General features: G+C 71.5%; 15 protein-coding genes. 6 read left to right on the forward strand and 9 right to left on the reverse strand.

Annotated elements, in window-relative coordinates:
* Positions 1–18: 18 nt before the first annotated feature.
* Both B0B14_RS03285 and B0B14_RS03290 read left to right on the forward strand, forming a co-directional pair.
* Positions 19–354: a DUF7882 family protein gene (locus tag B0B14_RS03285; protein ID WP_076680081.1), complete on the forward strand. Its 336-nt coding sequence runs from the start codon at positions 19–21 to the stop codon at positions 352–354.
* Complete coding sequence (locus tag B0B14_RS03290) at positions 341–556, forward strand: hypothetical protein (RefSeq protein ID WP_076680082.1); 216 nt, start codon at positions 341–343, stop codon at positions 554–556. The genes B0B14_RS03285 and B0B14_RS03290 overlap by 14 nt, the downstream gene beginning before the upstream one ends.
* Before the next feature lie 4 nt (positions 557–560).
* On the opposite strand, the gene B0B14_RS03295 is transcribed toward B0B14_RS03290, so the two are convergent.
* The 8 genes from B0B14_RS03295 to B0B14_RS03330 form a co-directional block, all read right to left on the reverse strand.
* On the reverse strand, positions 561–1,274 hold the full coding sequence (locus B0B14_RS03295) for a glycosyltransferase family 2 protein (protein WP_256714234.1): 714 nt from the start codon (positions 1,272–1,274) through the stop codon (positions 561–563).
* Positions 1,271–2,611: a PIG-L family deacetylase gene (locus B0B14_RS03300; RefSeq protein ID WP_083710307.1), complete on the reverse strand. Its 1,341-nt coding sequence runs from the start codon at positions 2,609–2,611 to the stop codon at positions 1,271–1,273. The genes B0B14_RS03295 and B0B14_RS03300 overlap by 4 nt, the downstream gene beginning before the upstream one ends.
* Complete coding sequence (locus B0B14_RS03305; RefSeq protein WP_256714235.1) at positions 2,608–3,684, reverse strand: acyl-CoA dehydrogenase family protein; 1,077 nt, start codon at positions 3,682–3,684, stop codon at positions 2,608–2,610. Before B0B14_RS03305 ends, B0B14_RS03300 begins: the two co-directional genes overlap by 4 nt.
* Entirely contained in the window at positions 3,681–4,232 is a 552-nt protein-coding gene (locus B0B14_RS03310) for a Dps family protein (RefSeq protein ID WP_076680083.1), read from the reverse strand. Before B0B14_RS03310 ends, B0B14_RS03305 begins: the two co-directional genes overlap by 4 nt.
* Before the next feature lie 125 nt (positions 4,233–4,357).
* Positions 4,358–4,720, reverse strand: coding sequence for a DUF7882 family protein (locus B0B14_RS03315; protein ID WP_076680084.1), 363 nt, complete (start codon positions 4,718–4,720; stop codon positions 4,358–4,360).
* Between the two features lie 59 nt (positions 4,721–4,779).
* Positions 4,780–5,487, reverse strand: a complete 708-nt coding sequence (locus tag B0B14_RS03320) for a DsbA family protein (RefSeq protein WP_076680085.1) — start codon at positions 5,485–5,487, stop codon at positions 4,780–4,782.
* A 108-nt stretch (positions 5,488–5,595) separates the two neighbouring features.
* A complete protein-coding gene (locus B0B14_RS03325; RefSeq protein ID WP_076680086.1) occupies positions 5,596–5,961 on the reverse strand; it encodes a histone-like nucleoid-structuring protein Lsr2 in 366 nt (121 codons plus the stop codon).
* A 65-nt stretch (positions 5,962–6,026) separates the two neighbouring features.
* Positions 6,027–6,884: a helix-turn-helix transcriptional regulator gene (locus B0B14_RS03330; protein WP_372236628.1), complete on the reverse strand. Its 858-nt coding sequence runs from the start codon at positions 6,882–6,884 to the stop codon at positions 6,027–6,029.
* A gap of 138 nt (positions 6,885–7,022) precedes the next feature.
* On the opposite strand from B0B14_RS03330, the gene B0B14_RS03335 reads away from it, so the two are divergent.
* Both B0B14_RS03335 and B0B14_RS03340 read left to right on the forward strand, forming a co-directional pair.
* Positions 7,023–7,373, forward strand: a complete 351-nt coding sequence (locus B0B14_RS03335; RefSeq protein ID WP_076680088.1) for a DUF485 domain-containing protein — start codon at positions 7,023–7,025, stop codon at positions 7,371–7,373.
* Positions 7,370–8,992, forward strand: coding sequence for a solute symporter family protein (locus B0B14_RS03340; protein WP_076680089.1), 1,623 nt, complete (start codon positions 7,370–7,372; stop codon positions 8,990–8,992). The genes B0B14_RS03335 and B0B14_RS03340 overlap by 4 nt, the downstream gene beginning before the upstream one ends.
* 75 nt (positions 8,993–9,067) lie before the next feature.
* Here B0B14_RS03340 and B0B14_RS03345 read toward each other — a convergent pair whose 3' ends face one another.
* Positions 9,068–9,592 carry a methylated-DNA--[protein]-cysteine S-methyltransferase gene (locus tag B0B14_RS03345; protein WP_076680090.1) on the reverse strand — a complete coding sequence of 175 codons (525 nt, stop codon included), beginning with the start codon at positions 9,590–9,592 and terminating at the stop codon, positions 9,068–9,070.
* Positions 9,593–9,768: 176 nt separating this feature from the next.
* Between B0B14_RS03345 and B0B14_RS03350 the strand changes: the two genes are divergently transcribed.
* A complete protein-coding gene (locus tag B0B14_RS03350) occupies positions 9,769–13,503 on the forward strand; it encodes an AAA family ATPase (protein WP_256714236.1) in 3,735 nt (1,244 codons plus the stop codon).
* A complete protein-coding gene (locus tag B0B14_RS03355; protein WP_076680091.1) occupies positions 13,490–13,705 on the forward strand; it encodes a hypothetical protein in 216 nt (71 codons plus the stop codon). The genes B0B14_RS03350 and B0B14_RS03355 overlap by 14 nt, the downstream gene beginning before the upstream one ends.
* The last annotated feature ends 105 nt before the right edge of the window (positions 13,706–13,810 follow it).

The following is a 13,810-nucleotide window of genomic DNA, read 5'->3' on the forward strand; positions in this document are numbered from 1 at the left end:
TCTGGACGGGAGGTCGAGATGGGCCGATTCATCTACGACGGCACGATCAGAGCCGACTTCGACGACCGGGTGCTCGCGCACCTGCAGATCGTCATCGGCAGCAAGCTGAGACGCGGCGAGGCGTTCCACTTCAGCTGGCGCGACGATCCGAGCATCGGCGACGGCCGCACGACCGTGTGGGTGCATTCGCAGGCCTCGCTCGTGTACAAGTTCCACGGCAGTCGTCAGCCGACGCTGAACCGGTCGTGGGTGGATGCCCTCGCCTACACTGCGAACTCGGCCTCGGGTCTGTACCTCGTGCCCGAGCCCGCCGACTCGCCCTCCCGCGACGAGCTGACCGATGAAGCGGATTGACATCGAGTACGGCGGCACTCACTTCTCGGTGGGGGGTCGCGAGCTCGACGACGTCCTCGCCGAGATCGCCGAAGGGATGCGCGCGGGGGGAGCCTGGATGCGCGTCAACGACGGCGAGGCCACGCGCCGCGAAGCGCTGCTCATGATCACTCCCGGCGTGCCGATCGCCGTCGTGCCGTTCCCCGACGAGCTCCCGGCCTGACGCGTCACGACATGGCGACGGATGCCGCGTCGCGCAGCAGGTCTTCGCGCAGGTAGCGCGCATAGCCGCCCGCCGTGCGCCCGCGCTGCCGGCCGCTCGTGCGCACCCACGCAGCATCGGATGCCTCGATGCGCGCACCCTGCGCGCGCAGCGCCTCGACCAGCCGCACGTCTTCGTGCTCGGCGATCGGCGGGAAGCCGCCCGCGGCGCGCAGCACGTCGGCCCGCACGCCGAGGTTCGCGCCGTGCACATGACCGTTCGCGACGCCCGGCGTGTGCGTCGCCTGCCAGGCGGCCACCTGCGCGGCGGACAGGTCGCGGAAGTCGGGGCGGACCGTGCCGATCAGCACCTCGGCGCCGTCGTCGGCGTACGCGCACTGCAGCAGGAGCCAGTGCGGCGGGACGACGGAGTCGGCATCGGTGTGCGCGGTCCACACGCGGGCCGACGGTACGTCGGCGAACTCCGCGAGGGCCGCGGCGACGCCGTCGGCTCGCGCGGCTCCGACACTGCGGTGATCGACCGAGAGCACCGTGACCCCGAAGCGGGCGGCGATGGCCGCGGACTCGTCGGTGCAGGCATCCAGCACCACCCAGACGCCCACCCGCGCGACCGTGCCGCGCGCGGCGCGCGCCGCGATCTCCACGGAGGCGAGGCAGTCGGCCAGCAGCTCCGCCTCGTCGTGCACCGGGACGACGACGGCGATCGCGTCGATCGTCACGCGAGGAGTCCGCTCTCGCGGGCGACCGAGCCGGCTCCGCCGCGCGCGAGCACGTCGAGCAGGAAGTCCTCCTCGTCGTGGTGGGCGACACGGGCGAGCGAACGGCGGGCGCCCACCGCGGCGTGCACGGCATCTCCCGAGAGCGGCGCTTCGGCGATCGGGTGCCGCCAGTGGCACATCACCAGGACGCCGTCGTCGGTGAGCGACTCCTCGATGCGGTCGATCACGTCGGCGAGGTCGGCCGGCGACCAGTAGTACCCGACCTCGGCGAGCACCACCAGGTCGAAGCGGCCGTCGGGCCAGTCGGTGCGCACATCGAGCGTGTCGACGACGACGTGCGGCGCATTCGCCGTGCGCTCTCGGGCCCGCGCGGCGGCGTGGGGTGACACATCGACGGCGAGCACCTCGGACGCGCGGCTTGCCAGTCGCTCGGTGAGCGCGCCCGTGCCGCAGCCGATCTCCAGCGCGCGCGAGAACGTGGCACGGGGGAGCGAGGCGAGCAGGATGTCGCGCTTGCGCAGCTCGTACCAGCGGACGTCGACACCCCACGGATCACCGGTGCGGGCGTACCGTGCGTCGAACGACGACACGGGAGTCGAGGCGGAGGCGGCCGCGGCGTCGACGAAGACCTCGAACGGCCGCTCGAAGTGGGCGATCATCCCCGCGTGGAGGACGGGCTCCTCGCCGCCTGAGGGCGTGGTCTGGCTCGCGTGCCGGGTCAGGGCGCGTCGCTTGGCCGCCTGCGTCGAAGCGGACAGCGGCAGCATCCGCCAGCCCGAGGCATCCACCGTCGTCGGCTCTCCCCAGTGCCACAGCCAGATCGGATACCCGAGCACGTGCGCTCCCGCCGCGGCGAACTCCAGCGCGAGTTCGCCCAGCACGCGGTGATCGCGGTGGCCGTCGCCCCACCACGGCACGGCGATCGTGAGTCCGCCCTCCGTGCCGGTCGGCACGAGCGCGTGCAGCGCGCGCCGCACATCGTCGGCCGCTTCGCGGATGCCGCCGTCGCGGACGCCGAGGAAGTGCACCGCGCCGTTCGCGCCGAGCTCATGCAGCGCATCGACGAGCTCGTGCCGGCGTTCCCGGGCGAGACCGTCGCCGGCTCCCGACGGCGCAGCCCCGCCGTCGGTCACGACGACCACCCCCACAGGCAGGCCCCGACTGGCGGCGAGGGCGATCAGACCGCCCGCGCCGAGCGTCTCGTCGTCGGGGTGCGCCGCGAGCACGACGAGCCGGTCGCCGCGGAGCGTGAACTCCTCCGCCCCGCTCCAGGGCGCGGCCCGCGTCCAGTCCTCTTCGGACGTGCCCGGATCGCGGTGGTCGAACGCGACGCTCACGACGCGGCGACCGCTCGCCCGAGCCTGGCCAGGTCGCGCTCGGCGTGGTGCTGGCGCAGGTAGATGCGCAGATCCGACACGCGTCGGGCGAACTCCTCGTCGGACGTCAGCGGCCCCGGGCCCAGAGCGTGGCCCGAGATCGTCACGATGCGCTCGACGGCCGCGGCGGTGATCGCCCGGACCCGCTCGGCGAGCAGCTTCGCGCTCCGCTGCGGATCGGCGTCGATGCGGTGCGCGGCATCCGCGAGCGCCGCCCGCACGCTCCACGACGCTGCATCCGCTTCGCCGAGGAGGCTCTCCGCGAGCTGGTCTGCTCGCGGACCGGATGCCGCGGCGGTCAGGGCGTCCAGCAGAGGAGCGACACCGCCCCACCACACGGCGGCCACTCCGATCCCGCCCCAGGAGAACCCGGGACGGCGCAGGTACCAGCCGTCGTCGCCGACGGGGATCGCGTGCGTGCCGCGGAAGTCCACCGGCGCGCTCACGATCCGGCTGAGACCGCGCGAGACCCACGGTCCGCGGTGGGTGTGGACGCCCGGCTGCCGCAGCGAGACCGCGAACAGGCGGCGCGTGTCCGGCGACACCCAGGCCGTCACGAGGGCGTGGCTCAGGTCGGTCGCGAGCGAGCACCACGACTTGGTGCCGGTGAGGTGCCAGCATCCGTCATCGTCGATCGTCGCCTCGAGGCGCTCCGGTCCCTCGGCCGCGTACACGCCCCAGGACGACTCCGCGGTGACCGCGAGGTCGTCCAGCGCGTCGGTCGCGAGCGCGCCGGCGGCGCGAGCCTCGTCGAGGATCGCGAGCGCGTCGAGGTGCGGCTCGAGCACACGGGCGGCGCCGACGTCGAGCTGCGCCGCCGTGGCGAGCGCGCTCCACCGCTCCGCCGTGCGCCCGTCGCCAGGAGCAGGGATGCGACCTCCCACGCGGACGGCCCAGTCGATCGTCGCGCCGATGTGCGTGCCGAGACCGATCTCCGAGGCCGCCTCGCGTTCGACCTCCTGCGCCGCCCGGGGGGCGGCGTGTTCGTCGTCGATCCCGATCGCGTGGCCTCCGGCCAGCGTCGGTGCGGTCACTTCCCTGCCGGTCGGCGGTTCTCGGCGCTGACCATCCACGCGAACTGCTCGAGCTCCTCGAGCACCTTGTGCAGGATGTCGGCGCTGGTCGGGTCTTCTTCGTCGACCGCGTCGTGCACTCCGCGCGTCGTCGAGATGACGGCCTCGAGGCGCTCGGTCACGAGATCGATGGTCTCGGTCGTGTCGACCTCGCCCTGCGGGAACTCCGGCAGCGTCGTGGTCTGGGCGACGGTGTCGCTGCGGCCGTCGGGCAGGGCGTGGAGGGCGCGCATCCGCTCGGCGACGACGTCGCTGAGCTCGCGTGCGGCCTCGATGATGTCGTCGAGCTGACGATGCGTGTCGCGGAAGTTCGTGCCGACGACGTTCCAGTGCGCCTGCTTGCCCTGGATCTGGAGCTCGAGCAGATCGACGAGCACGGCCTGCAGGTCGTCTCCGAGCTTCTTCGACGCGCGGAATCCGCTCTCCGCGTTCTGCTCGTCGGTGAGCTTCGCTCCGCTGCCGCCACGGGCGGCGCGGCGGCGGTTCTTGAGGGCCGTCTGAGTCGGCATGATCGTCCTTTCGCACGCGCGAGGGGTGTCGCGCTCTGCGACCCTACGTCGGCGAGGACGATCGGACTCAGGGGGTTGTCGCGCCCCGAACGGGGTGCTACGCCGTGCCGGCTCCGGATGCCGGGTCAGTCGTTGTCGGCGACTTCCACGATCTGCGGGGCATCGTCGGCGATGTCGATCGGGCCGGTGTCGAAGTGCTCCGCGACGAGGGTGATCCCTCCCGAGGAGTTGGCCGACTGCGCCAGCTCGTCCATCCACTGGCGGCTCAGCGCGGCGGGTTCAGGGTCGTCGAAGACGAACCGGAGGGGGATCGAGGGGTGCAGCCAGAGCGTGGTCCGGCCGCGCGGCTGGTCTTCGGGATGACGCCACGACACAGTGAAGCTCTCCCCGCGGCGGAGCTTGGTAGCGATGACGACTTTGAGGTGCGCGAGAGCGCGGTCCTCGATGTGGATCGGTGTCGCCGATCCGCCGTAGTAGATGGTCCCCACACGGAAACCATAACCCGCCGAGCGGGCGAGACCGCACAATCCGGCCGAGGGGCCCTGACTCAGCCTCCGAGCGCTGCCGTCACGGCCTCTCGGACGCGCTCGCCGTCGGTCCCGTCCTCGCGGATCTCGAACGGCGTTCCGTCGATCACCAGGATGGGCACGCCCTGCACGACCTGCTCCGTGCCGTCGATCGTGCGACCGAGCCAGTGGTCGTTCGACGCCGTCGCCCAGGAGGCGAAGCGCTGACCGGTCACGGCATCGGAGATGTCGGCCTGCACCCCCGCTTCGGCGGCCAGCGCGATGATCTGCTCGTCGTCGAGGGCACCGTCCTGCGTCACCTGATGCTCCTGGAGAAGCGCGTAGAACGCCGGAAGGCGGTCTCCCTCGCCCGCGTCGACCACGGCCGCCAGGGCATTCGCCGCCCGCGTCGACCACTCGGTCGTATCGCCGCGCTTCGCGCTCACGAAGGTGAGCGGGTGGATCGTGAGGGTGACCTCGCCCGCTGTCACCCACTGCTGCAGGTCGGCGCCGATCGCCTCGTCGAGCGATTTGCAGTGCGGGCATGAGAGGTCGGTCCACAGCGCGATCTCCACCGCTCCCTCGCCGGACGGCAGTGCGAACTCGCGGGCGTTCGCGGGCGCAATGACGGCGTCAGCCGACGGCGTGGCGGTCGGCGTCGGCGTCGCGGCGCTGCATCCGGTGAGCAGGAGCACGCTCGCGGCTACGGCGGCGATCAGTGCGCCGAAGCGCGTGCGCAGAGGGGTCATGCCCCCAGTGCATCGCGGCCGGCGGTGTCACCGCGAATCCGTCGTAGGCGAGCGACGAACGATGCCGCCTTTGTGGTCAGACCACATGGAGGATGTCTTCAAGCGGTGTCAGTGCGCCGCGTCGTACGCCTCGAGAACGGATGCCGGCACCCGCCCGCGCTCCGACACCGTGTAGCCGTTCTCCTTCGCCCAGGCCCGCACCGGGCCGAAGTCCTGCTGACCCGTCCGCCGGCGACCCGCGGCCGAGCCGGACGACGAGCCGCGCGACGTCGCCGCGCCCCGCCCGGCTGAGATCGATCGCGCGGCGGCGACGAACGGCGCCAAGGCGTCGCGCAGCGACCGCGCGTTGTCGTCGGTCAGGTCGATCTCGTACGCGACGCCGTCGAGCGAGAACAGCACCGTCTCGCCGTCTCCGACCTCGAGGATGGTGCCGTCGAGGTCGTCGACGAGCTGGTGAACGATTCTGCGGGCCATGGGGACACCCTAGTCAGCGCCTCTCCGACCCGGCTAGAGACCCGATGGTGCGAGTGCGCGCGATGTCAGGGCAGCAGGCCCAGCCGGCGGGCGCGGGCGACCGCGGCGTGGCGCGTCGAGGCATCCAGCTTCGACATCGCGGACTGGAGGTACGACTTCACCGTGCCCTCCTTCAACGACAGCGCCTGGCCGATCTCGGCGTTCGTCGCGCCGAGGGCGGCGCACGCCAGCACATCCGTCTCGCGCGGCGACAGCCGCACGTCGATGTCGAGCGAGGGCTCGGGGACGTCGCTCGACAGCGCGGCCAATCGGCGCTCGAGGTGGGAGAGCCGCTCGCGCAGCGCGGCATCCTGCACGTTCGCGGCGATGCTGCGCAGCTCGGCGAAGCTCTCGCGGAGCTCTTCACGTGCAGCGCCCGTGACGGCCGAGCCGGACTCGCTCGGAGCGATGAGCGACATGCGCCGATCGACTTCGTCGCGCACCCGCAGCTCGGTCGCCAGCTCGTCGGCCACGCCGAAGGCCGAGCGTGAGACGTTGTCGCCGATCGGCGCCTGCGACCACGAGCCGCAGTACACGACGCCGCGCGCGCGCCCCGCGACCACCACCGGAACGGCGAAGAGCGTCGAGATGCCCTCGCCCAGCACGGCGTGGTCGTAGTCGTGCGTGATGCCGCGCGCCGAGCGGTACTCGATCGCCAGGCGCGGCCGCTTCTCCTCGAAGGCGGCGCCGCCGAGGCCGCGGGTGGCGCGGACGACGAGCGAGTCGAGGAGCTTCGTGCGGGCACCGGTCACGGCGCTGACGTGGATGGCGCCGTCCTGCTCGTAGCCGCCGAAGGCGACCGGCAGATTCGTGCGCCGCACCAGGTCGTTCACGGCGCGCGCCATCAGGTGCGTATCGGAATCGCTGGTCGTGGGTGAAATCACGCACTACCTACTTCCGGGGGTGACGGCATCCTCGCCGCGTTCGTAGCGTCGACGATACCATCCGGCACCCGCCCCACAGCGGGCCGGATTCCCCCGCTGGTGCATCGTCGCACCGCGTGCAGACGGCAAGGAGGCCGCATGTCCGAACCTGTCACCGATTCCGCCCCGCCTGGGCGCATCGACTATGTCGCGGTGGAGAACTCGCCGCGGTTCGTCGAACTGAAGAAGAAGCATCGCAGCTTCGTCTTCCCCCTCGCCGTCGCGTTCCTCGTCTGGTACTTCGCGTTCGTGCTGCTCGCCTCGTTCGCGCCCGAGTTCATGGCGCAGAGGGTGTGGGGCGACATCACGATCGGACTGCTGCTCGGGCTCGGGCAGTTCGTCACGACCTTCGTCATCACGATGTGGTACGTCAGCTACGCGAACCGCCGCCTCGACCCGATCTCGTCGGAGATCCGCGGCGAGCTCGAGAAGGTGGAGTCGGGCGCATGAACGAACTCCTCGGAGCCGTGCACACGGCCGTGCAGACGGTCGAGAACGATCCGCTGCTGAACATGCTGATCTTCGGCGGCTTCGTCGCCGTGACGCTCATCATCGTGATCCGCGCGAGCCGCAACAGCAAGACGGCGGCCGACTACTACGCAGCCGGACGCTCGTTCACCGGACCGCAGAACGGCTTCGCGATCTCCGGCGACTACCTCTCGGCGGCGTCGTTCCTGGGCATCTGCGGCGCGATCGCCATCAACGGGTTCGACGGGTTCCTCTACTCGATCGGATTCCTCGTGGCCTGGCTGGTCGCGCTGCTGCTCGTCGCCGAGCTCATGCGCAACACCGGGAAGTTCACGATGGCCGACGTGCTGTCGTTCCGCCTCAAGCAGGGGCCGGTGCGGATGGCCGCGGCCATCACGACCCTCGCGGTGTGCTTCTTCTATCTGCTCGCGCAGATGGCGGGAGCCGGTGGACTCGTGTCGCTGCTGCTCGGCATCGACGACAGGCTCGGGCAGTCGCTCGTCGTCGCGGTCGTGGGCGTCCTCATGGTGGTGTACGTCCTCGTGGGCGGCATGAAGGGCACCACCTGGGTGCAGATCGTGAAGGCGTTCCTCCTCATCGGCGGCGCGCTCGTCATGACGATCTGGGTGCTGGCGATCAACGGGTTCAACCTCAACACGCTGCTCGAGAGCGCCGTCGCCGCCTCCACCACCGATCCGAAGGACGCGATCCTCGGGCCCGGGCTGCAGTACGGCAAGAACCCGTGGGACTTCATCTCCCTCGCGATCGCCCTCGTGCTCGGCACCGCGGGACTCCCGCACGTGCTCATGCGCTTCTACACCGTTCCGACGGCCAAGGAGGCGCGTCGCTCGGTCGTGTGGGCGATCTGGCTGATCGGCCTGTTCTACCTCCTGACGCTCGTCCTGGGCTACGGTGCCGGGGCGCTCGTCGGGCCGGAGACGATCAAGGCGGCACCGGGCGGGGTCAATTCCGCCGCACCGCTGCTCGCGCAGGCGCTCGGCGGACCGTGGCTCATGGGTCTCATCTCCGCCGTCGCGTTCGCGACGATCCTCGCGGTCGTGGCGGGTCTGGCGATCACCGCGGCGGCGTCGTTCGCACACGACATCTACGCCAACGTCATCAAGAAGGGCAACGTCCCGCCGGACGGCGAGGTCAAGGTCGCACGCCGCACCGTCATCGTGATCGGCGTGCTCGCGATCCTCGGCGGCATCGGCGTGCAGGGCCAGAACGTGGCGTTCCTCGTGGCGCTCGCGTTCGCCGTGGCGGCGTCGGCGAACCTTCCGACGATCCTGTATTCCCTGTTCTGGCGGAGGTTCACCACGCGCGGAGCGGTGTGGAGCATGTACGGCGGTCTCATCGCCGCCGTCGGCCTCATCATCCTCTCGCCCGTGTTCTGGGGCACGGAGACGAGCGTGTTCAAGAACGTCGGAGTGGCGATCTGGCCGCTCAACAACCCGGGCATCGTGTCGATCCCGCTTGGCTTCTTCCTCGGGTGGCTCGGTTCGGTGACCTCTCGCGCGAAGGAGAGCCCGGAGAAGGCGGCGGAGATGGATGTGCGCTCGCTGACCGGATACGGCGCCGAGAAGGCGGTCGAACACTAGGCCGGTGCACATACACGCGGCCCCGGGTGGGGAGGGAGACCTCCCGTCCCGGGGCCGCGTTCGCGTGCCGGCGGCCTACTCGCCGGCGCCGCGGGCCTCGGTCGACTGCTCGAGGTCGACGAGGAGCCGCTTGATCTCGGGATGCCCGCCGTACTCGCCCAGGGAGCCGTCGGAGCGGACGACGCGGTGCACAGGCACGACGAGGGAGAACGGTGTGGTGGCGCAGGCCGTGCCCACCGCGCGGGCCGCCCCGGGACTCCCCGCCGCGATGGCCACCTCGCCGTAGCTCGCGGTCTCGCCGTACGGGATGTCGCGCACGGCTTCGAGCGCCGCGCGCGTGAATCCGCGTACCAGCCGCCAATCGAGGACGACGTCGAAGCCGCGCCGCGCACCGGCGAAGTACTCGTCGAGCTGTTCGTCGACGTCGCCGCCCGCCGACTCGTCGTGCTCGGGAACGGCGTGCAGCGCGAGCGCCAGGCGTTCGATCTCGACGCCCAGAGGTGCGCGCAGCGGATGGAGGGTCACGATGCCCTCGTCGGTGGCGACGATGAGGATGTCGCCCACGGGCGACGGGTGCACGCGGTACGCGGTGGAGGTCATGCGATCCATCCTCGTGGGGTGTCGCGCCGTCCGCGGGGGAGACCTCCGGAACGGGGGACAGCCGACCCCGCGAGCGCGGTGGGGAGGAACGGCCGGTCACCCGGCGTGTCGGGCAATACCGCGAAACTCGGCCGGGATGCGGGGGAGCGGCGCGGTCGGCGCTTAGGGTGACTCGTGTGTGGCGAGCAGATGGCAGCGCCGTGATCGGCGACGAGGTTGCCGGGTCCGCGGCATCCGTACTCCCCGGTGATCTCGGACTCTCCGACCCCGGGGTGACCGTGGTGCACGTCGCCGAGCCCGAGCGCGACCGACTGAGGCAGCTCTCCGCCGATCTCGGCGGCCGCTCGACGCTCCTGCACGTCGACGACACCGCCGACGCCGGCATCGAGATCACGAAGGCGCACCCGGGCAGTCTGCCGCAGTTCCTCACGGGGCGCTCGACGCTCCTCTCCAACCTCTTCCGCGACGAAGTCGCGCTGCGCAACGCCCATCTCGCCGCCGAGCGCATCACCGCGAAGAACGTCGAACTGCGCACGGCCCGGGGCATCGAGGCCGTGTTCCTCGCTGTCGGACTCGCCTCGTGGAGCATCGGCGGGCTGTCGTGCACGGCTCCCGTGCTGCTGCGCCCTCTCGCGATCCGTCGCCACCACGCCGACTTCGAAGTGAAGCTGCACGGTGCGTTCACGATCAACCCCGAGCTCGTCCGCGCGCTGCGCACGCACCTCGGTGTGGAGCTCGACGGCGCGGAGCTGGCGGCCCTCGCCTACGACGGCGGGGTGTTCAAGCCGCAGCCCGTGATCGACCGGCTCCGGGCGCTCACGGCATCCGTCGACACGTTCACCGTTCACCCGCGCCTCGTCGTGTCGACCTTCGCCGATGTCGGGGCAGGGATGGCCCGCGATGCCGCCGACCTCGACCACCCCGTGCTCAACGCGCTGGCGGGGCACCCCGACGACCGCGAAGCGCTCGCCCTCCGACGCGACGAGCCCGCGCGCACCAACCCCGACGAGCGCTCGCCGGCCGCCGACACGCTGCTGCTCGACGCCGACGCCGAGCAGGAGGGCGTGCTGGCCCGCATCGGTGCCGGCCACTCGCTCGCCGTGCACACGCTCCCGGGCACGGGCGGAACGCAGACGGTCATCAATGCCCTCGGCTCGCTCGTGGCCGACGGCAAGCGGGTGCTCGTCGTGAGCGCGCGCCGCTCGACGCTCGAAGGCATCCGTCATCGCCTCGACGGCATCGGCCTCGGCGGCCTCGCCGTGTCGCCCCGGCACCTGCAGCGCGACCTCATCCGCGCGATCGGCCGCAACGAGAAGGCCGAGAAGCCGAAGGTGTCCGATATCGACGGCGCCCTCGTGCGGCTGCGCGGCGTCCTGCGCGACTACCGCGGCGCCGTCACGGTGCAGCATCCGGGGCTCGGGGTCTCGGTCCTCGACATCCTGCGGACTCTCTCGACCCTGACCGGGGCGAGCGCCCCGGCGACGCAGACCCGCTTCGACCTTCCCACTCTCGAGCGCCTCGCCGGCGCCCGCAGCGCCGCCGTCGACAAGCTCACCGCCGCGGCACGCCTCGGCGAGTTCCGCTTCGGCCCCGACGACTCGCCCTGGTACGGCGTGTCGTTCGCCACGACGCAGGATGCCCGCGCCGCCCACTCGCTCGCCTCGTCGCTGCACCGCCGCGACCTCCCCGCACTTCTCGAGCGCGGGTACGAGCTGATCGGCCAGACGCGCATGCGTCCGTTCGCGACGGTCGCCCAGCTGGGGGAGTACCTGCGCCTGCTGCAGGGCATCCGCGATTCGCTCGACCGCTTCAGCCCGACCGTGTTCGAGCGGCCGCTGGTCGAGCTCATCCAGGCCCACGGCAGCCGGCGCGACGCCCCCGACATGAGCGGGGCCAACCGGCGCAGGCTCAAGCGGCTCACGAAGGAGTATGTGCGCCCGGGCGTGCACATCGTCGACATGCACGAAGCGCTCGTGCGCATCCAGCACCAGCGCACCGAGTGGCAGAAGGTCGCGGCGCAGGGCGTCACCCCTGAAGTGCCGACCGGGCTCGCCGACGTGCTCGTCGCATGGCAGCGCGTCGACGCCGATCTGGCCGCTCTCGACGGAGTGCTCTCGCGGTCGGGCACGTCGCGCCTCGCGCAGCAGCCCGTCGCGCGCCTCGTGCGCATCCTGGCGGGACTGGCCGCCGAATCCGACGTGTTCGACAACCTCGTCGAGCGCGCGACCCTGCGCGCGGAGCTCGCCGACCTCGGTCTCGAGCCCCTGCTCACCGAGCTCTCCGTGCGCCACGTGCCCGAAGACGAGGTGCGGGCCGAGCTCGAGTACGCCTGGTGGCAATCGGCGCTCGAGCACCTGCTGCGCAGCGACCGCGCGCTCCTCGGCGCGAACACCTCCGTCGTCGACCGGCTCGAGCGCGACTACCGCCTCGTCGATCAGGCGCACGCCGCGGCATCCGGGCCCCTGCTCGCCTCGCAGCTGGCCACCCAGTGGCGCATCGCGATCGTCGACGAACCGGCCGAGGCGACGGCGCTGAAGCAGGCGATCAAGCGCGGCGGTGCGACGGCCTCCGAGATGCACGCCGTGGCCCCGCGGGTCATGCGCGTTATCGCTCCGGTGTGGATCGCGTCGCCGTACGACGTGCCCGAGATCCCCGACGACCTCGAGTTCGACGTCGTGCTGATCGCCGACGCCGCCGCCCTCTGCCTCGCCGAAGCCGCCCCCGCGCTCCGCCGCGCACGTCAGGTCGTCGTCTTCGGCGACCCGGTCACCCAGCGTCCGACGCCGTTCCGCGTCGCGAGCGGCCCGGCCCCCGCGCCCGGCACGGTCGACGACCCCGAGGCCCTGCCCTTCGACGATGTGAGCGTGTTCGAGCGCCTCGCCGAGATCGTGCCGGTGGCGACCCTGACGCGCAGCTACCGCGCGGGCGGAGAAGACCTCGCCGAACTCGTCAACGACGCGTTCTACGGCGGCGAGATCGTGTCGCTGCCGTGGGCCGGCTCGTACCTCGGACGCGGCAGCCTCAGCGTCGACTACGTCGAAGGCGGCATGGGTGCGCCCGACCCCATCACGGGAGCGGTCGAGAGCCCGGATGCCGAGGTCGCCCGTGTCGTGACGCTCGTCGTGGAGCACGCCGTCAACCGCGGCTCCGAATCGCTCATGGTGGTCACCGCGAGCTCGAAGCACGCGGAGCGCATCCGCGGTGCCGTCGAGGCCGCCTTCGCCGGGCGCTCGGACGTGGCCGACTTCGTCTCGCGCGACACCGCCGAGCCGCTCGCCGTGCTGACCCTCGAAGAGTCCGTGGCCGAGAGTCGCGACCGCGTGATCTTCTCCCTCGGCTTCGGCCTCACCAAGCACGGTCGGGTGCTGAGCGACTTCGGAGACCTGTCGACCCCCGACGGCGAACGCCTGCTCACCGTCGGGATGACGCGCGCGCGTCGCTCGATGGTCATCGTGTCGTCGATCCGGCCGTCGGCCTTCGACGAAGGACGCCTCGAGCACGGGGCCGCGACGCTCATGGGCATCCTGGGGGGGCTCGCCGCTCGAGCCCGCGAGGCCCGCCTCGAAGACCTCGCCGACCCGCTCACGCTCATCCTCGCCCGCGAGCTGCGGCGCCTCGGGATCGCGGTCGACGTGGACTACCGAGGACTCCTTCCGCTCGTCGCCCAGCACGGCGGGAAGGCCGTCGTCGTCGAGAGCGACCCGGAGACGACGGGTGACTCGCTGCGCGAATCGCTGCGGCTGCGCCCTCAGATCCTCCGCCGCCTCGGCTGGCACTACGTGCGCGTGCACTCGTTCGATCTCTACAGCGATCCGGCTGCCGTCGCGAGACGCATCGCCGCCATGCTCGGCCTGTCGGAGGACACGCCGACCGTCGACACGGAGACCAAGCCCATCGATGCCGGCGAGTGACGACACCGAGCCCCCGGCCGTCCCGCGTCAGCGCATCGAGCGCGTTCGCGGTGCACGGCGGGCGAAGCTGACCCCGGTGGAGGGCACGATCACCGATTTCGCGGACGGTGACGACGTGCCGGATGCCGCGGCTCCCACGGCATCCGGGACTGCCGGTCCGAACGACGAGCAGCTGCGACGGGACGTCCCGCCGCACTACTGACTACGGCGCGGAAGACGTTCGTGTTCGCAACTCCTCAAGATCTCGACATCCCGGGCGCGTCCGGACGAGACACGCCGTCACGACACCGTCGTTGAGGAGTTGCGA

Source organism: Microbacterium sp. RU33B, assembly GCF_900155915.1.
Lineage (GTDB): Bacteria > Actinomycetota > Actinomycetes > Actinomycetales > Microbacteriaceae > Microbacterium.